This is a genomic window from Gordonia neofelifaecis NRRL B-59395 (assembly GCF_000192435.1).
Classification (GTDB): Bacteria; Actinomycetota; Actinomycetes; order Mycobacteriales; family Mycobacteriaceae; genus Gordonia; species Gordonia neofelifaecis.
This window is the reverse complement of record NZ_AEUD01000019.1, coordinates 1-23,655: the sequence shown is the minus strand read 5'-3', so window position 1 is coordinate 23,655 and position 23,655 is coordinate 1. Positions and strand designations below refer to the sequence as shown.

The 23,655-nt window shown below is 67.4% G+C and carries 23 protein-coding genes; 10 read left to right on the top strand and 13 right to left on the bottom strand.

The window, feature by feature from the left end; translation table 11 throughout:
- Positions 1–343: 343 nt before the first annotated feature.
- Positions 344–1,540 (bottom strand): NAD-dependent epimerase/dehydratase family protein, encoded by a 1,197-nt coding sequence (locus SCNU_RS17460; protein WP_009680736.1) that lies wholly within the window; start codon positions 1,538–1,540, stop codon positions 344–346.
- Positions 1,541–1,724: 184 nt separating this feature from the next.
- Between SCNU_RS17460 and SCNU_RS17455 the strand changes: the two genes are divergently transcribed.
- From SCNU_RS17455 to SCNU_RS17445, 3 genes are all read left to right on the top strand, one after another.
- Positions 1,725–2,723, top strand: coding sequence for a TIGR00341 family protein (locus SCNU_RS17455; RefSeq protein ID WP_009680735.1), 999 nt, complete (start codon positions 1,725–1,727; stop codon positions 2,721–2,723).
- 81 nt (positions 2,724–2,804) lie between these two features.
- Entirely contained in the window at positions 2,805–3,887 is a 1,083-nt protein-coding gene (locus SCNU_RS17450) for an ATP-binding protein (protein ID WP_009680734.1), read from the top strand.
- A gap of 46 nt (positions 3,888–3,933) precedes the next feature.
- The gene (locus SCNU_RS17445) at positions 3,934–4,584 is read left to right on the top strand and encodes an NAD(P)H-binding protein (RefSeq protein ID WP_009680733.1); all 651 of its coding nucleotides are present in this window, start codon (positions 3,934–3,936) and stop codon (positions 4,582–4,584) included.
- On the opposite strand, the gene SCNU_RS17440 is transcribed toward SCNU_RS17445, so the two are convergent.
- The 4 genes from SCNU_RS17440 to SCNU_RS17425 form a co-directional block, all read right to left on the bottom strand.
- Positions 4,585–5,229 carry a GAP family protein gene (locus SCNU_RS17440; RefSeq protein ID WP_009680732.1) on the bottom strand — a complete coding sequence of 215 codons (645 nt, stop codon included), beginning with the start codon at positions 5,227–5,229 and terminating at the stop codon, positions 4,585–4,587.
- A gap of 19 nt (positions 5,230–5,248) precedes the next feature.
- Positions 5,249–5,899 carry a GAP family protein gene (locus SCNU_RS17435; RefSeq protein WP_009680731.1) on the bottom strand — a complete coding sequence of 217 codons (651 nt, stop codon included), beginning with the start codon at positions 5,897–5,899 and terminating at the stop codon, positions 5,249–5,251.
- A gap of 106 nt (positions 5,900–6,005) precedes the next feature.
- Positions 6,006–6,413, bottom strand: a complete 408-nt coding sequence (locus SCNU_RS17430) for a DUF7144 family membrane protein (RefSeq protein WP_040518811.1) — start codon at positions 6,411–6,413, stop codon at positions 6,006–6,008.
- A gap of 121 nt (positions 6,414–6,534) precedes the next feature.
- A complete protein-coding gene (locus SCNU_RS17425) occupies positions 6,535–8,181 on the bottom strand; it encodes a SulP family inorganic anion transporter (RefSeq protein ID WP_009680729.1) in 1,647 nt (548 codons plus the stop codon).
- Between the two features lie 108 nt (positions 8,182–8,289).
- Between SCNU_RS17425 and SCNU_RS17420 the strand changes: the two genes are divergently transcribed.
- Positions 8,290–10,857, top strand: a complete 2,568-nt coding sequence (locus SCNU_RS17420) for a winged helix-turn-helix domain-containing protein (RefSeq protein ID WP_009680728.1) — start codon at positions 8,290–8,292, stop codon at positions 10,855–10,857.
- A 19-nt stretch (positions 10,858–10,876) separates the two neighbouring features.
- Here SCNU_RS17420 and SCNU_RS17415 read toward each other — a convergent pair whose 3' ends face one another.
- Positions 10,877–11,233 carry an SHOCT domain-containing protein gene (locus SCNU_RS17415; RefSeq protein WP_040518798.1) on the bottom strand — a complete coding sequence of 119 codons (357 nt, stop codon included), beginning with the start codon at positions 11,231–11,233 and terminating at the stop codon, positions 10,877–10,879.
- A 44-nt stretch (positions 11,234–11,277) separates the two neighbouring features.
- Positions 11,278–11,724 carry a DUF6325 family protein gene (locus SCNU_RS17410; RefSeq protein ID WP_009680726.1) on the bottom strand — a complete coding sequence of 149 codons (447 nt, stop codon included), beginning with the start codon at positions 11,722–11,724 and terminating at the stop codon, positions 11,278–11,280.
- Between the two features lie 139 nt (positions 11,725–11,863).
- Here SCNU_RS17410 and SCNU_RS17405 point away from each other — a divergent pair, with 139 nt between their 5' ends.
- The 3 genes from SCNU_RS17405 to SCNU_RS17395 all read left to right on the top strand — a co-directional run bounded on the left by SCNU_RS17405 (position 11,864) and on the right by SCNU_RS17395 (position 14,284).
- A complete protein-coding gene (locus tag SCNU_RS17405) occupies positions 11,864–12,964 on the top strand; it encodes an AI-2E family transporter (protein WP_009680725.1) in 1,101 nt (366 codons plus the stop codon).
- The gene (locus tag SCNU_RS17400; RefSeq protein WP_040518796.1) at positions 12,957–13,553 is read left to right on the top strand and encodes a hypothetical protein; all 597 of its coding nucleotides are present in this window, start codon (positions 12,957–12,959) and stop codon (positions 13,551–13,553) included. The genes SCNU_RS17405 and SCNU_RS17400 overlap by 8 nt, the downstream gene beginning before the upstream one ends.
- Positions 13,554–13,657: 104 nt before the next feature.
- On the top strand, positions 13,658–14,284 hold the full coding sequence (locus tag SCNU_RS17395; RefSeq protein WP_009680723.1) for a TetR/AcrR family transcriptional regulator: 627 nt from the start codon (positions 13,658–13,660) through the stop codon (positions 14,282–14,284).
- Between the two features lie 18 nt (positions 14,285–14,302).
- On the opposite strand, the gene SCNU_RS17390 is transcribed toward SCNU_RS17395, so the two are convergent.
- Positions 14,303–15,517 (bottom strand): oxygenase MpaB family protein, encoded by a 1,215-nt coding sequence (locus SCNU_RS17390; RefSeq protein ID WP_009680722.1) that lies wholly within the window; start codon positions 15,515–15,517, stop codon positions 14,303–14,305.
- Between the two features lie 215 nt (positions 15,518–15,732).
- On the opposite strand from SCNU_RS17390, the gene SCNU_RS17385 reads away from it, so the two are divergent.
- The 3 genes from SCNU_RS17385 (at position 15,733) to SCNU_RS17375 (ending at position 19,075) form a co-directional block, all read left to right on the top strand.
- Complete coding sequence (locus SCNU_RS17385; protein ID WP_009680721.1) at positions 15,733–16,653, top strand: TIGR03564 family F420-dependent LLM class oxidoreductase; 921 nt, start codon at positions 15,733–15,735, stop codon at positions 16,651–16,653.
- Positions 16,654–16,725: 72 nt separating this feature from the next.
- Positions 16,726–17,703: an ABC transporter substrate-binding protein gene (locus SCNU_RS17380; protein WP_139026098.1), complete on the top strand. Its 978-nt coding sequence runs from the start codon at positions 16,726–16,728 to the stop codon at positions 17,701–17,703.
- A 4-nt stretch (positions 17,704–17,707) separates the two neighbouring features.
- Complete coding sequence (locus SCNU_RS17375) at positions 17,708–19,075, top strand: SagB family peptide dehydrogenase (protein WP_009680719.1); 1,368 nt, start codon at positions 17,708–17,710, stop codon at positions 19,073–19,075.
- Between the two features lie 25 nt (positions 19,076–19,100).
- Here SCNU_RS17375 and SCNU_RS17370 read toward each other — a convergent pair whose 3' ends face one another.
- The 5 genes from SCNU_RS17370 to SCNU_RS17350 are packed head-to-tail and all read right to left on the bottom strand — an operon-like array spanning position 19,101 to position 23,195.
- A complete protein-coding gene (locus tag SCNU_RS17370; RefSeq protein ID WP_009680718.1) occupies positions 19,101–19,436 on the bottom strand; it encodes a DUF1801 domain-containing protein in 336 nt (111 codons plus the stop codon).
- 35 nt (positions 19,437–19,471) lie between these two features.
- On the bottom strand, positions 19,472–20,257 hold the full coding sequence (locus SCNU_RS17365; RefSeq protein ID WP_139026096.1) for a hypothetical protein: 786 nt from the start codon (positions 20,255–20,257) through the stop codon (positions 19,472–19,474).
- Between the two features lie 10 nt (positions 20,258–20,267).
- Positions 20,268–20,975: a DUF5642 family protein gene (locus tag SCNU_RS17360; protein ID WP_139026093.1), complete on the bottom strand. Its 708-nt coding sequence runs from the start codon at positions 20,973–20,975 to the stop codon at positions 20,268–20,270.
- A 4-nt stretch (positions 20,976–20,979) separates the two neighbouring features.
- Positions 20,980–22,524: a hypothetical protein gene (locus SCNU_RS17355; RefSeq protein ID WP_139026091.1), complete on the bottom strand. Its 1,545-nt coding sequence runs from the start codon at positions 22,522–22,524 to the stop codon at positions 20,980–20,982.
- A gap of 41 nt (positions 22,525–22,565) precedes the next feature.
- Positions 22,566–23,195, bottom strand: coding sequence for an MspA family porin (locus SCNU_RS17350; protein WP_009680714.1), 630 nt, complete (start codon positions 23,193–23,195; stop codon positions 22,566–22,568).
- Positions 23,196–23,655 lie beyond the last annotated feature (460 nt).

Sequence of the window (23,655 nt, the reverse complement as noted above, 5' to 3'; positions counted from 1 at the left end):
GGATTTGTGGCAGAAACTGTCATATCGAAGACGAGTCAAGCGCCCCGCAGTGCGCCTCCACTGCGATGAGAAAGAGAAAATGAACGTGTCCCGAACCGCCCTAGTGACCGCGAGTACCGACTAGTGAACTGCGTCCTGGTCGTCCTCACGATTCTCATAGCGGTCACCACGCTCGCGATCTTCGCGTACGGCGGCGGGTCCGACAGCGAGTTGTCCATGGTCGAACCGCAGAACACAAAGGGCGAACGGCCGGCCTCGCCATAGACGAGGTCCGGCCGTCCGCCTCGGTTCGGCGCGAACCGTCAGCTCTGCGCCTCCCGGCGAGCGTGCTCGCCGGACATGCTCACTCGGCCGCGTCCGCCGGCGCGGCCGCGCGGTCCCGGTTCCAGTACGACTTAGCGGGCACTCGCTCCGGGTCCAGCCGGTCGGCGTACCTGCGCGCGAGTTCGATCTCGTCCTCCAGCAGTTCCGACCGCAGCCGGATCGGGTCGAGTCCGAGCGCGAGGAAGTGATCGTTCCGGGCCTGCAGTTCGTTCGCCTCGGCCTCGTTGCGCGGATTCCACACCTGCCGGACCTCGGCGCCGGTCAGCTCCGAGACGATCTTCGCGAGATCGCTGACGCGATGACTCTCGGCGATCTGGTTCATCACGCGGACGCGGTCACCGACTTGGTCGACGGAGTCGACCGCCAGCTGAATGCATCGCACGGTGTCGTTGATGTTGATGAAGGCGCGTGTCTGGCCGCCGGTTCCATGCACCGTCAGCGGAAGTCCGACCGCGGCTTGGACGGCGAACCGGTTGAGCACCGTGCCGAAGTCACCGTCGTAGTCGTAACGGTTGATCAGCCGAGGATCGCGTGAGGTCTCCTCAGTCTGCGTGCCCCACACGATGCCCTGATGCAGGTCGGTGATCTTCAGCCGGTCGTTGCCCGCGTAGTACTGGAACAGCAGCTGATCGAGCGACTTCGTCAGGTGGTAGACGCTGCCGGGCTTCGTCGGGTAGAGGATCTCTCGCGTTCGCATGTCGCCGTGACGGTCCGGGTAGCTGACGGTCAGATATCCCTCGGGAAGGTCGACCGGAACGGTCTCGTAGCCGTACACGCCCATCGTCCCCAGATGCACGACGTGGGTCTCGAGACCCAGGTCGGTGATGGCGGTGAGGAGATTGTGCGTCGCGTTGACGTTGTTGTTGACCGTGTAGCGCTTATGCCAGGCCGACTTCATCGAGTACGGCGCACAACGCTGCTCCGCGAAATGCACCACGGCGTCCGGGCGGACCTCGTCCAGGAGCCGCGCGAGGGCGTCGTAGTCGGCGGCCACGTCGAAGTTCGCGAAGCCGATCGTGCGACCGGTGACCTCTTTCCAGGCGGCCAGACGCGTCTCGATGTCGGAGATCGGTGTCAGCGACTGCACGCCCAGCTCGACGTCCATGTCCCTGCGGACGAGGTTGTCGACGATGGTCACGTCATGACCGGCGTCCGAAAGGTGCAGGCTGCTCGGCCACCCGCAGAATCCGTCTCCACCGAGAACGATGATCCGCATTGTCACTCCTAGGTAATCGGTCTTACGTCAGTCAGCCCATCAGACGTGGAATGCAGGCCGCGGTGTGGCCGCTATCACCCGGATCGGGTGACACCCGCCGGGAACTGCTCCGCGGCGTCGAGCGGTCGGATAGAACAGTGAACGCATCACCCATCCGTCCAGTGCGACCACCCGAGGTGCCGCGATGTCATCCGTCCTGCAGTTCCTCGTTCCCGACCACCAGCGACGCGACCTCGACGACCTCCGCGGCCGCGTCGACCTGTCCGACGGCGACGTCCGGTCCAAGCAGTCCGCCTTCTGGATCATGCTGGTGCTCGCGGCCGTCATCGCGATCGCCGGCGTCATCGGCGATTCGACGGCCACGGTGATCGGCGCGATGATCGTCGCCCCGCTGTCGATTCCGATCCTCGGCATCGGCTTCGGCATCACGACCGGCGATCGCCGGGTGGTCGTCCGGAGCGCGGTCCTACTGATCCTCGGCGTCGCGGTGGTCATCGGACTCGGCATCGTGTTCGCCCAACTGCTGCCCAATCCGACCAATGTGCTGACGAACTCCCAAGTGACCGGCCGGACGTCGCCCAAACTCACCGATCTGACCGCGGCTCTGGCGACCGGTGTCGTCGCCGCGGTCGCGCTGGCCCGGCGCGACGTCGGCGACGTGCTGCCCGGCGTCGCGGTCGCGATCTCGCTGGTACCCCCGCTGGGCGTCGTCGGCGTCTGCCTGGGGTCGGGCGCCCCCGGGCTCGCGTTCGGTGCGTTCGTGCTGTTCTGTTCGAACGTCGTCGCCCTGATCATCACCGCGGTGATCGTGTTGACTCTGACCGGCTACGCCGGCGGCACTCCGGCGTCCGAATCGACCCGGTCGCACGTACGGCACTGGCGCACGTACGCGGTCCTCGCGACGGCACTGCTCGTGGTCGCCGTGCCGATGACGGTGAACTCCTTCTCGACGCTCTGGGCCCTGCAGATCTCCGACGCCGCGAAGCAGTGGCTCGCAGACAGTCCCGGAGCCGAGGTGAGCGACGTGGCGATCCAGGGCCGAACCGCGACGGTCGACGTCATCGGCCCGGCCGACCTCCCGCCGTTGACCGACCTGCAGAACTCGGTCGACAGTCTGGTGCCGTGGCATCCACGAGTCGTCGTGGTGCACTTCGTCGGCGGCCGGACGACATCGGGCGGGTGACGGCGACGGGTGACGGCGACGGGGCGGAAATCGTGCGCCGTATTCGCCGACCGCGCGCCGCAGAGTATCTAGAATCCTCCAATGGCCACTGATCTGCCCATCGGCACCCTGCTCGATCTCGACGGACCCGCTCATCTGCGCGCGGCCAAACTCAACCGGCACACGTTCTGGTGCGGCCAGAGTGGATCCGGCAAGACCTACTCGCTCGGCGTGATGCTCGAGCAGGTGCTCCTGCACACTCGGCTGCCGCTGGTGGTCCTCGACCCGAACTCGGACTTCGTCCGGCTCGGCGAGATCCGGGACGACGCTCCCGCGGACGAGGCCGCGGACCTGGCCCAACGGGACATCCGGGTGCTCCATTCGAAGCGCGGCGTCGGCGAAGAGCTCAAGGTCAAGTTCGTCGACATGGACATCCGATCGCGCGCGGCGATCCTGCAGCTGGATCCCATTCTCGACGCCGTCGAGTACAACACGATGCTGCGCGTCAAAGAGGCCGAGCTGCCCTACCGCGACATGCCGCTGGTCGAGATCCTTCGCGGCACCGACAATCCCGCCTTCCACAGCATCGCTCAGCGCATCGAGAACCTCGGCATCGTCGACTGGGACCTCTGGGCGTACGGCGACGACGACGTCACGGCCGTCATCAACGAGAAGCCGGACGCCACGATCGTCGATCTCGGCTCGTTCAGCGTCAAAGAGCAGATGCAGACCGCCGCTCTCGCCGTCCTCGACCAGCTCTGGGCACAGCGTCACGAACGCGTCGGGAGGCTCGTCGTCATCGACGAAGCCCACAACCTGTGCTCGCCGACCCCCGGAAGCCCGCTGGAGCAGTTGCTGACCGACCGGATCGTTCAGATCGCCGCGGAGGGCCGCAAGTACGGGATCTGGCTGCTGCTCTCGACGCAGCGGCCGTCGAAGGTGCATCCGAACGCGCTGTCGCAGTGCGACAACCTCGCGCTGATGCGGATGAGCTCCGCGAGGGACCTGGTCGACCTGGGCCAGGTGTTCGGATTCGCGCCGGCCGACATGCTGGACCGCGCCATGACCTTCGGCCAGGGGCAGGCGCTCTTCGCCGGCGGATTCGCCCCGGAGGCGCAGCTCGTCCAAGTCGGCACCAGACTCACCGAGGAGGGCGGCTCGGACGTCGCGGTTCCGCTCCGCTGACGCCACCGGGCTGACGCGCGGCGAAGTCGCACGTACCGTCGAAGGCATGGCTGACATCACGATCATCGGCGGTCACGGCAAGATCGCTCTGCTCCTCGCCCCGATACTCGTCGCGCGCGGCGACACGGTCACGTCGATCATCCGCAACGCCGATCACGCCGACGAGGTCGCCGCGACCGGTGCACGACCGTTGGTCCTCGACATCGAGCAGGCCGGTGCCGACGAGATCGGCGAGGCGATCCGCGGGGCCGACGCGGTGGTGTTCAGCGCCGGTGCCGGTGGCGGGAATCCGGCCCGCACCTACGCCGTCGACCGCGACGCCGCCATCGCTTCGATGCGGGCCGCCGAGTCGGTGGGCGTCCGACGCTATGTGTTGGTGTCGTATCTCGGCGCGGGTCCGGATCACGGCGTGCCCGAAGGCAACTCGTTCTTCCCGTACGCCGAAGCCAAAGCCGCCGCGGACTCCGCGCTCCGATCGTCGGATCTGGATTGGACGATTCTGATGCCCGGCCGCTTGACGTTCGACGAGCCGACGGGCGCCGTCGATCCGGGCGCTCAGCGTTCGACCGACAATCCCGGTACCTCTCGCGCAAACGTCGCCCTGGTCGCGGCGGCCGCGCTCGCCTCGCCGTCGACCATCGGCAGAGAGGTGCCGTTCACCGACGGCGCCGTGCCGATCGAGCAGGCCCTCGCCTGATCATCGCGTCAGCCCCGGGATCGCGCGAACGGTGAGAACGATGCCGATGGTGATCAGCAGGACGGCCACCACCACGCGGTTGTGGACGTCGAGCCAGCTCTTCAATCGGTCGAGTGTCCCGCGCAGACGATCCGCGGCGATCTGGTAGGCGGCCACCGGGACCAGCACGGTCCAGCTGCCGACGAGAGTGAAGACGACGAGAGCGAGCACATCGTCGCGCACCGCGGCTGTCGTCGTGCCGATCGCGATTCCGGCGGCCGCGCACAGCACCAATATCTTCGGGTTCAGTGCCGACACCGCCAGCCCCAGACCGAATCCCGCGGCCGGCACGAGCTCGTCCACCGCGGACAGCCACCGCGGTGTCGGCCGCGGACGGCCCCGGGTGAGCCACTGGCGCAGCCCTTCGCCGACCAGCAGAACACCGAGGACCAGCTGAATCCAGTACGTGACGGCGGAGACGCCCTGAGCCGATCGCCCCAGCAGGATGAAGAGGCCGGTCGCACTCGCCAGGCCGAGCACCCAACCGGCGGCGAACGCGAGACTCGCCGCCCTGGCATGTCTTCCGAGGAGGACGAGCAGGACGGCGAGAACCGGAACCGGCGACACCGACACGGCGAGAGCGAGCGACCCGACGTCCCCGATCATGACGACTCGGCGACCACGATCAGGCCACGCCGCCGATCCCCTTGCCGATCAGGACCACGCCGATCACCAGGATCAGCACCGCCATGACGGTCTTGTTGTTGGCCTCCAGCCAGGCCTTGAGGGAGTCGAGCGGCCCGCGGAGGCGATCGGCGGCCACCTGATAGGCCAGCACCGGGACCACGACGGTCGAACTGGCGATCAGCGAGAACACCACGATCGCCACGATGTCGTCGCCGGTGCTCAGGCTCGCCGCACCGATCTGCATGCCCGCAGCGATGCACAGCATGAGGTTCTTCGGATTGACCGCCGCGAGGACGAAGCCGATGCCCGCGCCCGCCGGCGCCTTCATCTCGTCGATCGCCTTCATCCACTTCGGGGTGGACGCCGGTCCCGAGCGGGCGCGCCACTCACGGACGCCCTCGGCCAGTAGCAGGACGCCGAGCACCAGCTTGACCCATCCGACCGCGGTCGACGAGCCGCTGGCCGCGGACCCGACGGTGGTGAAGATCGCGGTCGCCGCGACCACACCGATGATCCAGCCGGCGGCGAAGCCCAGACTCGTCGTCCGGGCGTGCTTGCCGAGCAGCATCAGAATCGCCGCGATGATCGGGATCGGCGAGATCGCGACACCAACGGCCATCGGCAGAAGGTCGCCGATCACTGCACCCATGTCTTTGGTCCTTACGTCGAAGGGATGACGGTCACCGCACAAACGCCCGGTCGGCCGTCTCCGACGTGTTTGTCGGAGACGGCCGACCGGGCGCGAGGACTGGTGATCAGTCGGTCTTCCAGGTCGCGACGGCCCAGATGATGACAAGGTCGACGGCGATGATCAGAATCGACCACCACGGGTAGTACGGCAGCCACAGGAAGTTGACGATGATCGACAGTGCCGCGATGACGATCGCCGCGGCGCGAGCCCACGTCTGGCCGACCAGAAGGCCCACCGCGATGATCATGCCGAGGATGCCGACGATGATGTGGATCCAGCCCCACGTCGTCAGATCGAATGCGTAGGTGTACTGCGGGCCGACGACGATCAGATCGTCCTTCGCGACGGCCGAGATACCTTGGAAGAGACCGAGCAGCCCGGCGACGAACAGGAGGATCGCTGCGGCGAAGGTGGTACCGCCTGCGAATCCTTGCTGTACCGGGTGCTCCTCACGTTGATTCGGAGCGGACATGACGAACTCCCATCTGTTGTTGTGACTGCCATCATCCTCCCCGAACGCCTCTCGCACATCACCCGTTACGAGTGATTCGGGCAATCGAGTGATAGTCGTTCATTGACGTCGCCTCCGGCGATCAGCCGCCGCGGAGTGCGGCCTCGGCCTCCTGAACGGTCGCGAAGACTCGATCGTCGACTCGAATCACGCCCAGCCGCCGGAGTCGGAGAAGCTGCGCCCCGCGCGGCCGGGCGAAGGCCAGATCGATACCGCGTCCGACGAGCCACGACCGCAGATGCTGGAACGATTCAGCCGCCGTCACATCGACGTCGGTCACCTCGCCCATGTCTATCAGCAGCGATCGCACGGAATCGGAGCCGTCGCACGCAACAGACTTCAGGGTGCGCGCGAAGACGTCGGCGTTGGCGAAGAACAGAGGGCCGGACATGCGGACGATGGTCACCCCGTCCGGGCCTTGAGCCCCACCGAGCCGCCGGACCTCGATCGCCGGAGTCGCGACACGTCGAGCGAGGTTCATGAAGGCCAAGACGACGGCGACGAGGATCCCGGGAATCGGCCCGACGAGCACAGTCACGCCGAAACACACCACGGCGATCCCGAACTCGAATCGCTCGAGTCTCCACAGTTCCACGAATCTGGAGACACCGAGCAGCGGCACCACCGCGACCGAGATGATCGCCCCGATCGCCGCCGACGGAATGTCCGCGAGCAACCCGGTGCCGCACAGCAAGAGCGCCAATGTCGTCAGGGCCATCACCAGAGACGGCAGTTGCGAACGAGAGCCTGCCTCTTCCATGGCCGCGGTCCGCGAGGTGGACGAACCGATGGCGAACCCACCGGTCAATCCCGCCGCCACATTGCTTAACCCGAACGCCGCCAGATCGCGATCCGGACTCACCGGATAGCCGTGTCGCTCTGCGTACGACCGCGCGATCAGCAGACCCTCGACCGTTGCGACCATCGCCAGCGCCAGTGCCGACGGCACCAGGGCGATCCAATCCAGCCAGCCCAATTGCGGCCAGGTGAATACCGGTGGGCCGCTCGGGATCTCCCCCAGGACCGAGACTCCCCGATCCGTCAGATCGGTCGATGCGACGACCACTGTCGCCGCGACGAGGACGACCAGCGGCCATGGGACGCGTGGCAGCTTGCGTCGCGGGCCGAGGAGCACGACGAGCGACACCGCGGCGATCGACACCGCCCAGATATTCGCGTGTGGAATCCCGGCGACCAGATCGATGACTTTGGAGACGAACTCCCCGCCGGGATCCAGGTGGATCCCGAGCATCTTCGCGATCTGCGAGACCAGCACTTCAAGTGCGAGTCCGCTGATGAAGCCGACAAGAATCGGCTCAGACAGGAAGGCGGCGAGAAAGCCCAGTCGGAACACCGACATCAGGAGCATGACGACGCCGCAGATGATGGCCTGGGCAAGTGCCATCGCGAGGTACGCGTCGCTGCCTGCCGCGGCGAGCCCGCCGAGCGAGGACGCGACGAGCGCAGCCGCCGCGGCATCCGGCGATGCCACCACCTGCCGCGACGATACGACCAGCGCATAGACGACGGTCGGGATGATCAGTGCGTACAGACCCGCGCTCGGCGGCAGGCCGGCGATCTGCGCGTAGCCGATGTTCAGCGGAACCGCAATGGTCATCAGGGTGATGCCCGCCAGGAGTTCCCTGGGAAGGTTCCGCTTCGAGAAGCCCGGGAGGCGAAACAGACCCGCGACCGTCGACCGGGCCTCGGATGGGTTACCGGTCGTCATAGGACCACCGTAGCGGCGCGGTCTCTCCTTCGACTCCGACTGCCTCCTCGATCTCGATGGGTGAGATCGACGAAGAGGACGGAAGGCCCCAGCACGTATATTTGCTCCATGACCGAACTCAGCGGCGCCGTCGCCGCTTCCCAGTTTCGGCCACCGCTCCAGCAGCCTGGCCACCTGGCCCGGCCGCGCGTCATCGCCTGCCTCGACAAGATCGGGACAGACGAACCGACCGTGATGGTCGTGGCGCCGAGCGGATACGGGAAGACGTCGGCCGTCGCCGAGTGGGCGTCCCAGGTCGCCGGCCCCGTGGTCTGGGTGACCCTCGGGCGATTCGACACCGACGCCGCCCGAATCTCCGCGACTATTCTGCGAGCTCTCCGGTCCTTGTCTGCCGAGTTGTCCGAGTCCGCCTACGACCGCCTCCGCCGACTCGACCCCGAGACCACCGGACCCGCGGCGGCCTTCGACGCCATCGCGTCGAGCTTCTCGGGTCTGGCCGAGCCGGTGCGACTGGTGGTCGACGACGCCCAGGTGGGCCGCGACGCGCTCAACGAGGGTCTGCTCGGCGCGCTCATCCATGCCGACCTGCCGGGCCTGCGTCTGGTCGTGGTTGGCACCAGCTACACCGAGCTCGCACTGAGCCGACTTGCACTGATTCGCCCCCATGCGGTGATCCGCGCCTACCACCTCGCGTTCGACGCCGAGGAGGTCGCCGCATACGCCGCCTCGTCGGGCACCGAGCTCGACCACGATCTCATTCTCGCGGAGTCGAACGGCTGGCCCATCGCCGTCCGGCTCATCGCGATGACCGGGGTCCGTCCGGACCCGGCCGACGGCTCCGCCGACACGGTGATGCAGTCGTACATCCGCGACCACGTCCTCGCCTCGGTGCCCGCCGAACTCGCCGAGTTCGCGCTCGTCACCTCCGCGTGCCAGGATCTGACGATCCCGCTGGCCGCCGCGGTCAGCGGTGCTGACGACGCCGACGATCTGCTGGAGCAGTGCGTTCGCGCTGGACTCTTCATCGACCGTCACCGCACCACCGACGGTCGTGCGTATCGGTGGCACGCCACGTTCGCGCGGCATTGTCGCGGCATCCTCGAGAGCTCGCGGCCCGAGCGTCTGCTGGCCGCACGACTGGCGGCGGCGAGCCACCTGGAGGACGCGCAGCCGCTGACGGCGGCGTCATACCTGGTCCAAGCCGGACGACCCGAAGACGCGGTTCAGCTGCTGTCCACGCGATGGGTCGGCCTCGTGGTGGGACCGTATGCCAAAGCCGTCGACAAGTTCTGCGTCGCACTGCCCGAGCCGTGGAACGACGACCCGCGCGTCCTCGAGATCAGGGCCTCAGCGCACGAGGTGATCGGTGACACCGATTACGCGCGCATGCTCCACAGCCGCGCCGAGTCGCGCGCCACCACCCGAGACGATCCGGACGGTGCCTGCGACGCGTACACCCTCCTGCGCGATCAGACCCAGCTGTTCCTGGTCGACGATCGCGCGGAACTCAGTCGAGTCAGCACGGCTGTTCGGCGACGATTCGAGAGCTCCGCGCTGAACACTCGCGATCGGGCGGCCACGCTGTACCTGCTCGGCTGGGCCGAGATCAGGCTGCGCACCTCGTCGAACCGCGCGGTGGAATTGCTCAGCTCTGCGGCCGAAGAGGCACGGACGGCCGGCGAGTCCCATCTGGCGCATCGTGCGCTCGGGCATCTGGTGTATGCGCTCGCCTGGGCCGGCCGGATGACCGAGGCGCGAGCGGTTCTCGACCGGGAGCTCGACGTCGCCGACGACACCGCATGGTCGATCTATGTCGGCGGATCGGCCGCGACCGGCGCCGGGTACATGGCGTACTGGCAGAACGACTTGGAGATCGCCCGCGACCAGCTCCAACGGGCGGTCGGCAGCGGAGCGTCCAATCGATCGTTCGTGAGCGGCGCCCGGATCATGCTCGCTCTGACCGCGGCGGCGAGCGGTGATCCCGCCGCATGCAGCCGAGCACTCGCGGAGCTGCGTGCGGTCCCGGCGGACATGGAGCAGGGTCTGTCGTGGCCGGCGTTCCGGCACGTCGCACTCGCCGCACTGTTCGAGGCCACCGGGCACCGGGATCGCGCGATGCGGATCGTGCTCGCCTACGAGAACGCCGACGACGTCCCGATGGTCACGGTGGTGTTGGCGGGCATCGCGATCCGCGCCCGGCGCCCGCGGGTGGCATCCCAGATGCTCCGGCGGGTCGATCGCTATTCGGGGATCTCGTATGTGCGCGCCGCAGCGCTGATGGCGGACGCACTGACCTTGCTCAACGACGGTCAGCCGAACCGTGCACACGAGATTCTGGAGCAGGCCCTCGAGATCGCCGCGCCGGAGAAGCTGCGACGGCTCTTCGCGGGAGACGGTGTGGAGTTGCGACAGTTGCTCACCGCCCACCTGGCCTGGGGGACGAAGCACGACGACTTCATCGCCGAGTGCCTCGCGACGACCGTCTCCGACGGGCCGCTCACGGCGCTCTCCGATCGCGAGCTGGAGGTCTACTCACAGCTCCGTACCACGCGCACCATGCAGGAGATCGCCGAGCATCTGGGGGTCTCGATCAACACGGTGAAGACCCATCAGCGCGCGATCTACCGCAAACTCGGGGTGGCGTCGCGACGCGAGGCCGTGCGGCTGACGCACTGAGCACGCCAGCCGCACCGCGTCAGCCTGCGAGCAGCTTCGCCTTCGCCGCCGCGAACTCCTCGTCGCTGAGCAGACCCTGCGTCTTGAGGTCGGCCAGCTTCATGATCTCGGCCGTGAGGTCCGACCCCGCAGACGGGGCGGGTGCCTGCTGGGCCTGCTGAGCCGCATACTGCTGCTGAGCGGCGTACTGCTCCTGCTGCTGGGCGTACTGCTGCTGCGCCATCATCTGCCGCTGCTGCTCTGCCATCGCCTGCTGCTCTTGCTTCTGCGCGCGGCGGTCCATCTGGCGGCCGCTCACTGCATTGGCGGTTCCGGCCACCACAGCGGTGCGCGCGGCGAGTCCGATCAGTCCCGGCCTTCCGGCTCGTCTCATCATGTCGGGGTATCCCTTCTCTAGTGACGCCTGGACCGATGCCGGTCTCAGCTCTCCGCTTCCATTTCGACGAGCGCATTGACGACCGGAGCCGGAATGCGTTCGCTCGCGAGCACCGTGCAACCGTCAGCCGCCACCTGTGCGGCGAGATCGCGGGCCCACACCAGTTCAAACGCGACGACGGCGGCCGAGGTTCCCGGCGCGAGGTCGGCGGCGAGCAGCTCGAGATCGTCGTTGCTGGTCAGTCCCGGCACCACGATCTCGACGTTCAGATCGGTGACGCCGGACTCGTCGAGGTCGATCTCCTCGATCACGACCTCTCCACCCTCCGCCTTGGTGACCACCACGAAGTCCAGGACACGCACCACGCCGGATCGCACCTGCTGGACCACCGCGGCGAGCAGTTCCGGCGACGGCGCCGAGCCGGGCAGCGAGATGACGTTCAGTTCAACCGGACCGAACAGCGTCGATCCTGAGTCGGCAATGCCAGTCATGGGTATGTCCTCCAAAGTCGCGGTCACCTGGGTTTTTCCACCATCGACTATGTCAGCGGGCGGCGGCCGAATGCCTAAGTCTCATCCTCGCCGGGCGATAGTCCGCGTTCACAGCGACGCCCCGGGGAATACTTCCCCCATGGACAATTCCCCCCAGGCGGACGACACCGCGCCGGCCACGGTGCCGCGCGGCATCATCGTGCTCGTCGGTATCGCCGGGATCGTCGTCGCGGTCGCCGGCATGAAGCTGATCGCCGGGTTGATCGCCCCGGTCTTCCTCGCCCTGATGCTGACGATCGCGGTCCATCCGATGGGCCGCTGGCTGCGCAGGCACGGCTGCCCCGCATGGCTCGCGGCGCTCACCCTGGTCATCGGCGTGTACGGCATCCTCGTGATCCTGTTCGGCTCGATCATCTACTCGGCCGCCCGGCTGACGACCCTGATGCCGCAGTACGCCGACAAGTTCGATTCGATCGTCGACGACCTGAAGCACTTCCTCGGCGAGCACGGCGTGAACAGCGAGAGCATCCACAACATGCTGTCCAACGTCGACGCCGGAAAGATCATCTCGGCCGCGGGCTCACTCCTCTCCGGGCTGGTGTCGACCACGTCGGGGCTGGTCCTGGTGCTGGTGGTCGCACTGTTCATGGCGGTCGACGCCGTCGGCTTCTCCGATCGGCTCACCGCGCTCGACCGTCTCCGGCCCAATGTCTCGGTGGCCCTGAACAATTTCGCCGCGGGCACGCGCACCTATCTCGTCGTCAGCACCGTCTTCGGTCTGATCGTCGCAGTCCTGGACGCCGGCGCCCTGTGGGCGCTGGGCATCCCGCTGCCACTGCTCTGGGGCCTGCTGTCGTTCATCACGAACTACATCCCGAACATCGGCTTCGTCCTCGGCGTCATTCCGCCGGCGATCCTCGGCCTGCTCGACGGCGGCTGGAGCAAGATGCTGATCGTCATCGTGGTCTACAGCGCCATCAACGTGGTGATCCAGTCGATCATTCAGCCCAAGTTCGTCGGCGACGCCGTCGGGCTGTCGACTACGCTGACGTTCCTGTCGCTCGTGGTGTGGACGTGGATCCTCGGACCGCTCGGCGCGATTCTCGCCGTGCCGCTGACGATCTTCGTCAAGTGCCTCCTGATCGACATCGATCCCTCGACGCGATGGGTCAACCTCTTGATCGCCGACTCCGTCCGACCGGACGCGAGCGCCGGACCAGAAAGGCACGACGATGTTTGATGCGAACGGCTTGGTGATTCTCGCCGTCGGTGCGCTCCTCTGCTTCTACGGAGTGCGGTCGGTTCACCTCGGGGTGATCGCCGCGGGCTTCGGCGCCGGCTGGATGATCAGCAGTCTCTTCAATGCGACCGGTCTGACGCTGTTCCTGTTCGGCCTCATCGGTGGTGTGTCGGCGTGGGTGGTCTGCTCGCTGATCTTCAAGTTCGCAGCCTTCTTCGTCGGCGGACTGTCCGGCGCGGTGGCCGGTGCCCGCATCGCGGATCTCGTTCAGCCCGGTGACAACTCGTGGGCGGCCAGCGCGATCATCATCGTCGCGATCGCCGTCTCCGCGGCGTTCTTCGCCGACAAGTACCGGGCGCGGGCCCTGCTGTGGCTCACCTCCATCGGCGGCGCCAGCATGATCCTCATCGGAATCGGGCTCACCTTCGAGCGGCTGCGCTGGATCGACAGCCCCGATTCCGCTATCACCAGCATCACCTCGAATGCCGTCTGGGTCGCATTGTCGGTGGCCGGCTGGATCGTTCAGCGACGCCTGTTCGCCGACCGTCTCGGCATCGAGCCGAGAAAGAAGGCCGCGCCGCAGTCGTGAACCGGACGGCGGACCAGCGGGCACAGGCGAACGACGTCGAGAGCGCCGCAACGACGCGAAACGGTGTGATCGACCGATCATGTACGGACTAAACTCGACTTCCGATGCCTCCCCATAACTCTCACCGACGGCGCGCCGAGCATCTCGGGCCTGAACGCAGGCGACCGCAGATCCTCGACGCGGCTCTGGACATCGCCGCAACCGAAGGTGTTTCGGCGGTCACCATCGCCTCGGTCGCGGATCGGCTCGATGTCACGCGACCGGTCGTCTACGCCTGCTTCGCCAATCGCGTCGATCTGCTCGCGGAACTCGTTCAGCGCGAGGAGGGGCGTCTTCGCGAGTCGATGACGACGGTGCTACGCCGTCGTGCCGTCGACGCAGACGCCTCGGTGTTCATCGACGGGTACCGAGCGCTCTTGCAGACGGTCGCCGAACAGCCGAAGACGTGGGGCCTCGTGTACGGGTCACCGGACGCCGAAGTCGCCGAGCTCTTCGGCCGCGGCCGCGCCGACGCGGTTCAGCGCTGCACCGAATTGCTGCGGCCCACGCTCACCGCGTGGGGCATGCCCGACGCGGAGGTCGAGAAGAAGCTCTATCCGCTCGTCGAATTGTGGGTGTCGACCAGCGAAGGAGCGGTCCGGACCCTGCTCGCCAATCCCGAGTGGACGCCGGAGGAACTGGCCGAGTTCCTCGGAACGAGCGTGTACCACGCGCTGCGGACGGCCGTCTGACCCGCGGATCCGGGACCTTCAGCGGCGTAGGGCGCGGCCGGCGTCGAAGGCCTCCTCCCGCTGGCCGAGATGCCAGGCGTGCCAACGACGCCAGCGCCTCATCGAGGCCGCCTGCCAGCGGTCGTCGACGCCGGGTACCGCTCGCCGCATGACTTCGATCAACGCGATGAACGGCGCCCTGCCGAGCAGCAGGATCAATCCGGGGATGCCGCTCGGCAGTCGATAGCCGCGGCGATTCCACGGCAGCATGAACAATCGGGTGTAGCCGGCCTGGAGGTGCAGGTGGAATGCGGCGCGAAGTCGCGCGAGTCCGCGCACGGTCGGGGCCGGACGGAACGACGGCACGAACGACTCCACCAGTTCGGCGCCGAGCGGACCGGCGTCGTGCCTGCGCGTGGCGTCGAAGTAGTAGAGCAGCCGGAGACCGTCGGCGTAGGTCTGCGGGTATATCTCGTCGACGCGGCAGCCGACCAGGTGACCGAGGTAGCGGTTGAAGTGGAGCACCGCCCGCACTTCCGCGGAGCTGGTGAGGAATCCCAGCGCCGTGAGCCCGAGCGCCGGACCCACGCTGCCGCCGAGCAGGGTCAGCATCATCTCGCTCTGGCTGATCGGCAGCCCGTGTCGTGCCGAGTCCCACTCGGGATGCGCGGCGACCCGGGCGCGGACCGACACGTGCATCACCCGCACTTTGAGCGACACTGCGCGCGCCGTCGATCCCGGTGACAGCACCGCGCCCGGCCGGCAGACCTCGAGCCACCACCGACTGGTCTCGAGATACCGGTTCAGCGCACTCGAACCCGCGTAGCCGCCCGACAACGACAGCGGCACGGCCAGCGAGGCCTCCGTGTAGGTGTCCATCGTTCCGGCGTTGCCGACCGCGCCGAGGCTGTAACCCCAGCGGCGCCACACCGCCGCGCCCTGCTCGACGAGGTCCGGGTCCACCCAGTCGGGCACGGTCTCGAACTCCGCGAAGAGAGCGCGCATCGAGTCGGGGGCATGCGGGACGTTGTCGATCCCCACCCGCAGCGCCTCGTCGAGCAGTTCGCGCGCCTTCTCCGCACCCATCTCACCGTGATACGTCTCGGCGACGAAGGCCTCGGCAAGTGGATCGCCCGCGGTGTGACCGGCGGCGAATGCGGCCCGCACCTCCTCGCGGGGGAACAGTTCGATGCGCGCGATCCGCTTGACGCGATCCCGGAGTCGTTGATGTACCGGCGAGACGACGAGCTGCATGCAGGTGACCCTACGAGATCGTCGTCTCGTTTTGAGACCATGTGACCAATTCGTCTCAGGTTCGCCCCGAACCATCGGCGGCTGTCGCAGCCTCCTCGGGGAACATGAGAAGACCGTCGAGTCGTCGTTCCTGCAGAACATCGATTCGACAGTTCTGGCGCGCTTCCCCGCAGGCATAGGATCGACAACCACAGTCCCCGTCACAGGAGCACCTCATGGATGTCAGCGTCGTCTGGACGATCAATGCCCGCACCGCCTCCATCGACAAGGCCGTGGAGAACCTCGCGGTGATCCAGCAGGAGGGCTTCCGTCGGGTCTGGCTCACCCAGATGCCCAACGAGCCGGACGCGCTCACCATGCTGACCGTCGCCGGCTGGGAGGTGCCGGAGATCGAGTTCGGCACCAGCGTCCTGCCCATGCAGGTACAGCATCCGATGCTGTTGGCCCAGCGCGCGCTCACCACGAACGCGATCATCGGCCCGCGTCTGCACCTCGGCCTCGGCTTGAGCCACCAGGTGGTCACCGAGGGCATGTGGGGCGTCTCGTACAAGCGCCCGATCCAGCGGACCAACGAGTACCTCGACGGTCTCCTTCCCCTATTGAAGGGCGAGAAGGTCAGCAGCGCGGGCGACCTCGTGACAACCCGTGGATCGCTCACCATCTCCGAAGTCCCCGCGCCCCCGGTCTATCTGGCCGCCCTCGGCCCCAAGATGCTCGGCATCGCGGGCAGCCGCACCGCGGGCACTGTGACCTGGATGACCGGCCCGAAGACGCTGCGCGATCACATCGTCCCGACCCTGCGCACCGCCGCACAGGAGGCCGGACGGCAGACCTCGGACGTCCGCACCGTCGCCATGCTCCCGGTCTCCGTCACCGACGACGTCGACGGCGCGCGTTCGGCGGCCGCCGAGCAGTTCGCCATGTACGACAAGCTTCCGTCGTACAAGGCGATGCTCGACCGGGAGGGCTTCACCGGACCCGCCGACGCCGCGATCATCGGCGACGAGGCCACGGTCGCCGACCGCATCCGAGAGTTCGGCGCGTTCGGCGTCGACGAGTTCGTCGGCATCCTCTTCGACCGCGACGCCGAGGGCCGCGCCCGGACACGCGCACTGCTTCGGACCCTGGAGGACTGAGCCCTCGGCCCACTCGATTTCAGGCAGGGCCGACTAACCTAACTTAGGTGAGCCTGGGTTATGCTTCGGTTCATGAAGTCGACAACGAAGACCGTCCTGGCGCTCGTGGCGGGACTGCTCGCCGTGGTCTTGGCGGTGTCCGCCTGCAGCGCCCCCGAAGAGGAGCAGTCCGCGGGCGGCCCGATCCAGGTGAACACCGCTCAGGGCCCGGTCACGATCAACGGCACCCCGAAGCGGATCGTCACGCTCGGGGCCCAGTGGATCGACACCGCGCTGGCGTTCGGCGTGAAGCCCGTCGCGTACCTCGACAACATTCAGATCCTCACCGGCAGCCCGTCGCCGTGGACCAAGGACCAGCTCGACGGCTCCACCGCGCTCGATCCGGAGAACCTGGTCGCGCAGATCGCCAAGGCCGAGCCGGATCTGATCCTCGCCGAGGGCTACATGCCGAAGTCGCAGCCGGAGAACTTCGCGAAGATCAGCAAGATCGCCCCGACCATCCCCGGAGTCACCGGTCAGCAGGTGGATCCGTGGCAGGACCTGGTCTCGCTGATGGGCACCCTGCTGCGCGAGGACGGCAAGGCCAAGGAGATCACGGCCGGAGTGAACAAGCAGATCGCCGACGTCAAGCAGGAGCTGCCCGGACTCGCAGGCAAGACCTACGCGATGGCCTACATGTACTCGACCGACCAGATCCAGGTGATGGCCGACCCGAACGACGGCGCCGCATATCTGTTCAACGAACTGGGCATGAAGATCGCACCGAAGTTGTTGGCGCAGTACGAGAAGACGAAGAATCCACGCTTCCCGATCTCGACGGAGAACGTGCCGATGCTCGAAGGCGACCTCCTGGCCGTGACGGCGAACAGCCCCGCGCTCAAGGACGCGCTGCACAAGCTGCCCGGCTACTCGAGCCTCACGTCGGTCCAGAACGGTGCCGTCTCGGAACTCTCCGTCGCGGACATCAGCGGCCTCAATCAGCCGACGCCGCTGTCGATTCCGTACCTGCTCGACGAGATGAAGCCCGCGTTGACCAAGGCCGCGAACTGATCCGATGACCGGATCCTCCGCCGCCGACCTGCGCACCGGCTACGCGTGGCGGCCCGGGAGCAAAGCCGTTCTCGGCGCTCCCGGGACGGCCACCGTGCTGCCCGCCAAACAACAGCTGACCGGGCTCGCGCCGATCCAGGGCGGCCTCCTCAAGGCCCTCAACGCGGGTCCCGTCGCATTCGACGCCACCCCGCCGCCCCCGGTCGCCGATCTGCTCCGTCGGCTGCTGTCCGCGGGCGCCGTCGAACTCACCGTGTCGCGCGGCGAGACTCCGCTGTACAGCCTCCGGCCGTTCCGTGCGACGGACTCGGCCCGCCCGGAACCGGCGAACGCCCGCGCAGTGCTGTCTCGGTTCACGGTGCTCCGCCGCGTCAGCGAGGAGTTCGTCGCCGAGCACCCGCGGTCGTGGTGCGACGTGGTGGTTCACGACGCCGGCGTCGCGGGCCTGCTGTCGGGGGCGCCAGGGACCGTCGACGCGGTCGTCGCCGATTCGTTCTGGTCGGATCTGACCTGGACGGGCCACGCCGTACCCGACGCCGGAGTCGAGGAGTCCGAGTTCGGCGCCGCGTCCTGGAGTCCGCACGAGCTGTGGTTCCACCGCCGCAGCACGGTGGGTGACCGCGGCACCAGCTGGGCTCACTTCGGTCCGACGCGCTGGGCAGAAGGCCGATTCGCCCCGGTCCCGGCGGCCCCCGAGCCATACGACGGCGCGGTCGTCGAACTGCCTGCACCCGATCTGGAGCGACTGGCCACGACGGACGTTCCACTGACCCGCGCGACCGAGAGCCGGGTCTCGACAAGGAGTTTCGACGATGCCGCCCCGATGACGATCGAGGAGCTGGGCGAACTGCTGTACCGGTGTGCGCGCACCCGGGGCGTTCGCACCATCGAGAAGCCGGGCACGGCCGTCACCGAACTACCCTCTCGCCCTTACCCCTCCGGTGGTTCGATCTATGAGCTCGAGGTCTATCCGGTGGTCCGTAACGTCGCGGGCGTCGAGTCCGGGATGTACCACTACGACTCCGTTGCGCACACGCTCCAGCGTGTCGCGGACATCGACGCCCCCGCGGTGCAGCGACTGCTCTCCCCCGCCGCGCTCACCCTGTCCGACGGCGAGCTCCCGCAGGTGATGCTGACGATGGCGGCGAGAGCCGGCCGGATCATGTGGACGTACGAGCAGATGCCGTACGCGGTGATCCTGAAACATGTCGGCGTGCTGACTCAAACGCTGTATCTGACCGCCACCGCGATGGGTCTGGGCGGTGTCGCGCAGGGCTACGGCGACACCGCGGCGTTCGCCGCCGCCACCGGCCGCGACGAACTCGTCGAGTGCAATGTCGGGACGTTCGTGGTGGGACGGCCGCGCGGCTGACGCGTTGCGGCCGACCTTCCGGGCGTCAGCCCTGGTTGAGCGCGACCGCCGCCTGTACGAGTGCGACGAACGCATCGGCGTCCAGCACGTCGGCCTCCTCGGTGTCGATGGCGCGGCGAACACCGGTGGCGGGCAGGAAGAGTCCCGCCGGATCGGGCAGCGACCCGCCTTTGGCGAACGTCACTTTGACCTTCGCCTTGTAGGTCTCGACAGTGCAGATCAGTCCGTCGAGGGAGAACGTCGGAACCCCGTCCGGGTTCGACGCCTTCTTCCACTTGGCCTCTTCGACGACGTCGGGCGCCGCCTTGTTGATCAGGGAACGGATCTCATCGACGCGGGCAACCCGCCAATCGCTGCTCATGGATCAAACGGTAGTCGGACGGACGGGTCGGATGGTCACCTACCGAGCATCGGCTCGATCGCCTCGGCGAGGTTCGCGATCGGATGCATCGTATCGGGCCCGTCGCCCCATCCACTTCCGTTCGCGACGTCGTCGGCAACCGCCCAGCCCATCTCACTTGTGCTCTCCGCGATCACATGCATGCTGCGGAAGTCGGGCCACGCTTCGCGCGGCACCGGACGGTCGTCGTCTCCCGAGGTGACCTCGATCAGCTGCGCCTCGGTGTCGGTGTATTCGATCCACCGCTGCGACACGGTGTGCATGTCGGGAATCGCGAGCAGCCCGCAGTCCCACGAGTACCGCATGAACCCGTCGTGGAACCCGGTCGCCAGGTCCCCGACGACGGCACGCGCGGAAGGCCACCAGTCGGGCAGGTCGCCGGTGAACGGGGTCCGACCGAACCAGGCGATGTACGGCTTCCGCCCCCGCGGGTCGCGAAGCAGGTACATCAGCGCGATCTCAGTCGTCGCCGACGAGGCGGAGGCCCCGAGCCGGTACTCCTGGACGTAGTGATGAGGAGTCCGAATCCGCGCCAGTCCCATCTGCATGACGTCGCGCTCGAGCAGGTCAGCAGTCCGCGTGAGCCCCGGGGCCAGATCACGCCAGAGGCCGGACACCGCGGCCGCGACGGTGGTCCCGCTCTGTCCGACGAGGTCAGCCCATCCGTCCGGAATCGACGCGGCCTCATCAGCCGTGAGCTCGTCGATCGGCACGTACTCACCCGACCACGCCGCACGGAAGCCTGCGCGGATCTCGTTGTCGTCCATGTCCGTCCCCCTCACCGATGAGACACTAGGTAATCACAATCCGATGCACGGCATCGGCGAGAACGACCGCCGCATCCGCCGGATCCACCGGCCGTCTCGGCCCGTCGGCGTCGATCACCGGTGCCAGATACACCACCACCCGGTACCTGTCGGCGACCCGTGCCGAGTACACGTACTGACTGTATGCGCGACTGTCGGCTGATTCCCGGACCACGGTGTGGGAACCCTTCACGTCGTCGGCCGAGGGCACCGCCTCGATGTCGACCGGCACCGTCATCGCCTCGGCACCGTTCGGACCGGTGACGGTGACATCCGAGCAGCGAGCGTCGTCGAACTGTTGACCGCTCGAATCCTGGTATGCGACAGCCGAGATCACCGATTCTGGGGAACGGAAGGCGACGACCTTCACCTGCGCGAGATCGTCCTTGCTCACCGTCGCCCCCTGCGGGGAGCAGTGCGCAGGAAACACCTGATAACCGGGCGGCAGCGGCTGCGCCGCAATCTTCGCAGACAGATCGGTGTCGTCGGCGCCCGGCACCGTTCGGTATCCCTTCGGCGCGGACAGCGTCGCTATCCGAGCCACATCCACGCGCTGCGAATCCGCTCCGCTCTCGGCGCCACACGCGGCGACTCCAGCGACCGCGACCAGCGCTGTGAGCGATGCAGCCAGTCGTTTCGGTGCCCACATCATCTGGATCTCCTGGTTCTCGATCTGTCGAAGTTCTGAATCCACGTCGTCACCCGGCCGCCACCGCCGCACCGCCGGCCAGCCCAGCGCCGACTGCGGGCGCACACCCGACTCCGGTCGCACATGCCAGGCCGACGCCGCCGATGACAGCCGCTCCCAACGCGACCTTGCCGATCGTTCCGCGGTTCCGCTCCCACCACGACGGATCGTCGTCAGGAGCTTCAGTGGTCTGCGGCGCCGGGGTGTTCGGGGTGTTAGGAGTGGTCGGCGGTCGTATGCCGGGCGGGGGTGTGGTGTCCTGCGTCGTCGCCGTCGTGCTCGTCGGCGCGGGTTGCGTTGTCGACGGAATCTCCGGGTGCTGTGTCGCGGGAATCTCCGGCTGCGGCGATACGGTGATCTCCGGCTGCACGGTGGCCGGGATCTCCGGCTGTCGCGTCGTCGGCGTGTCCGGCTGCTCAGTCACGGGTGCGTCAGTCGGCCCGGGATACGCGGTCTCCGTGTCCGGTATGGCTGTCACCGTCGGTGTCGACGACCCGTCATCGGTGCCGGTGGTCGTCCCGCGCTCCGCCTGCTCCTGCTTCGCCAGCTCTTCAGCGATCATCCGGCGGACCTCGACAGTCGCCCGTGATTCCTCGGCGCAGAGCTGCTCCCACTCGGAGCGAGTCGGTGCGTTCTTCGCCCCGGTCGGGTCACGATCCGGCCACTCGGCGTAGGAGAGCTTGCTCTTGGACCCGTTCCACGAGCTCGGCAGCGGCCGCGTGTTGGCTTCGGAGTTGGCGATGCGGTCCTGCACGTCGGGCGAGAGGTCCGTGAAGCCCGGAGCTCGGACGAGGCGATCCAACGCGATGATGTGGTCGAGCTGAAACGACTCTCCCGGCGCGATCTCAGGCCACTTCCCACCGCCGTTGATCTCGTCTTCGACGTCGTCTCGCCGGTCCTTGTACCGGTCGGACTGCGGCCGCAGCCGGTTGTACGCCTCGGTCTGCTCCGGCGTCCTCGACCCGGTGGGCAGCGGCAGCATGTCTGTTCCGCAATCACCCCGGTGCCCGTACAGCGGAGACTTCCGCCGGTAGGCGGGTGCCTGCTGTTCAGCGGGATCTTCCGCGGTCGTGACCTCGGCCGGCGCCGGTGTCGGCCGGACCGGGACACCCGCGGAGGGACGCACTGGGCGCCCCGGCGCCTCGACGATCGGCGTGTCCCCCGGTTCCGGGATATCGGTCGGTGCGTGGACCGTCGGCACCGGGCCCGCTCCGGGTGCGGTCTGCGTCGCAGTCGGAAGTTCCGGTGCCGTCATCGTCGGCTGCGTCGGCGTCGTCGGCGTCGGGGTGCCTGGGTCGTGGCAGATGTACGGCACTGGAGGCGACGGGGCCTCCGACGCCGGGCGGTCGTTGGCTGTGGCCCACGACTGCGCCCACGCGCTGTTGTAGGTATTCGTCTCGCGCTCACATCGCTCGGCCGGCGTCTCCGCCGACGCCGCGCCGTGCACCGTGACCATCGCGACGATCAGCGCGATCACTGCGCCGATCACCACCGTGATCGAGAACTGTCTGCCGAACCCGCCCGCACGGTCCGCGTGCTTCATCTCTTCCCTCACGACCTCACCACCCGATTCCACCCCTGGTCAGACTCGCGGGCCTACAACCAGTGACGGGCCGAGTAGACGTTGATGGTGTCGTCGGCGGTCCTGGTGGACACCGAGAGCCGCGCGATGATCCGGACGGTCGTCGGCCCCATGCATCCGTCGACGCTCACCCGCGCACGTTTGACACGCACCGAGGCCCGGTCGGTCTGAAGTCGCTTCTTACCCAACGAGATCTCAGTGATCCGGCCTGGCTTGAGCGGCATCGTGATCGACGGCGAGACCTGGGCCCCGATGCCGATCGTGCCCGACGGCTGCCCGCTGATCGTGACGTTTGCCGTAGGTCCCACCTGCAGCCCGAGTCCGAGTGTCGCACCGTCGGACACGTCCACCTGACAACCGACGACGAGGAAGTGTTCGAGGATCGCCGACTGGACTGCCTCCGTCCCCCGTCCGGAGATGCGACCCTGCACCTTCGACGAGATCCAGCCCTCTCGCGACGAGGCCGAGTTCGCCAAGTTGCTCATCGGGTTGACTGTCAGCTCGCTCGCCTCCAGCGAGATCGTCCACCCGTCGTCGGTCACGAGCCGGTCGTGCTTGGAGCCCAGGGCCGAGGGCGTCGCCCCCGCCGCTCCACTGCCGACTGCCAGCCCCGCCACGGCCAGAGCCGCCGCCGTAACGCGCATTGCCCACTTCGATTTCACTGACGACTCTCCTCCGGAATCATTCCGCGGAGCGACTCGACTCGCGCGGCGACTCCGGCCGGCACGCATTCCAGACACGCGGCATCGACCGCGCATAGATATCCCCCGACACGGAATCGCTTTGCAGCAGAGCCACATTCCGATTCAACGTGCACAGGAGAATCTCAGGTTCCGGGGCGTCGAGCCAAACCGCACGTCCACTGATCGACGGACGCTGCACTGTCGATCATCGCCGTTCGGCCGCTGCCCCACGGTGCCACCTGCGTCGACACTGAACATTGATTCGTTAGCCGACGCAATTGTGATATCTGCCATATCGACCACCGAAGGTCCCGATAGTGGCAGAAGCGGACTCCCCGACGGCGCCCTGAGCGATGAGCACGCCCCAGGGGCGTGCCTAGGTGTACTTCCCCGCGAGGTTGTGAACGCGGACTGAGGGGAC

Coding starts and splice junctions, on each gene's coding strand:
- SCNU_RS17450 (WP_009680734.1), top strand. CDS start 2,805: ATGGCCACTGATCTGCCCATCGGCACCCTGCTCGATCTCGACGGACCC.
- SCNU_RS17415 (WP_040518798.1), bottom strand. CDS start 11,233: ATGATGAGACGAGCCGGAAGGCCGGGACTGATCGGACTCGCCGCGCGC.
- SCNU_RS17405 (WP_009680725.1), top strand. CDS start 11,864: ATGGACAATTCCCCCCAGGCGGACGACACCGCGCCGGCCACGGTGCCG.
- SCNU_RS17350 (WP_009680714.1), bottom strand. CDS start 23,195: ATGCGCGTTACGGCGGCGGCTCTGGCCGTGGCGGGGCTGGCAGTCGGC.
- SCNU_RS17395 (WP_009680723.1), top strand. CDS start 13,658: ATGCCTCCCCATAACTCTCACCGACGGCGCGCCGAGCATCTCGGGCCT.
- SCNU_RS17410 (WP_009680726.1), bottom strand. CDS start 11,724: ATGACTGGCATTGCCGACTCAGGATCGACGCTGTTCGGTCCGGTTGAA.
- SCNU_RS17455 (WP_009680735.1), top strand. CDS start 1,725: ATGTCATCCGTCCTGCAGTTCCTCGTTCCCGACCACCAGCGACGCGAC.
- SCNU_RS17370 (WP_009680718.1), bottom strand. CDS start 19,436: ATGAGCAGCGATTGGCGGGTTGCCCGCGTCGATGAGATCCGTTCCCTG.
- SCNU_RS17425 (WP_009680729.1), bottom strand. CDS start 8,181: ATGACGACCGGTAACCCATCCGAGGCCCGGTCGACGGTCGCGGGTCTG.
- SCNU_RS17420 (WP_009680728.1), top strand. CDS start 8,290: ATGACCGAACTCAGCGGCGCCGTCGCCGCTTCCCAGTTTCGGCCACCG.
- SCNU_RS17435 (WP_009680731.1), bottom strand. CDS start 5,899: ATGGGTGCAGTGATCGGCGACCTTCTGCCGATGGCCGTTGGTGTCGCG.
- SCNU_RS17460 (WP_009680736.1), bottom strand. CDS start 1,540: ATGCGGATCATCGTTCTCGGTGGAGACGGATTCTGCGGGTGGCCGAGC.
- SCNU_RS17385 (WP_009680721.1), top strand. CDS start 15,733: ATGGATGTCAGCGTCGTCTGGACGATCAATGCCCGCACCGCCTCCATC.
- SCNU_RS17445 (WP_009680733.1), top strand. CDS start 3,934: ATGGCTGACATCACGATCATCGGCGGTCACGGCAAGATCGCTCTGCTC.
- SCNU_RS17390 (WP_009680722.1), bottom strand. CDS start 15,517: ATGCAGCTCGTCGTCTCGCCGGTACATCAACGACTCCGGGATCGCGTC.
- SCNU_RS17400 (WP_040518796.1), top strand. CDS start 12,957: ATGTTTGATGCGAACGGCTTGGTGATTCTCGCCGTCGGTGCGCTCCTC.
- SCNU_RS17430 (WP_040518811.1), bottom strand. CDS start 6,413: ATGTCCGCTCCGAATCAACGTGAGGAGCACCCGGTACAGCAAGGATTC.
- SCNU_RS17440 (WP_009680732.1), bottom strand. CDS start 5,229: ATGATCGGGGACGTCGGGTCGCTCGCTCTCGCCGTGTCGGTGTCGCCG.
- SCNU_RS17375 (WP_009680719.1), top strand. CDS start 17,708: ATGACCGGATCCTCCGCCGCCGACCTGCGCACCGGCTACGCGTGGCGG.
- SCNU_RS17380 (WP_139026098.1), top strand. CDS start 16,726: ATGAAGTCGACAACGAAGACCGTCCTGGCGCTCGTGGCGGGACTGCTC.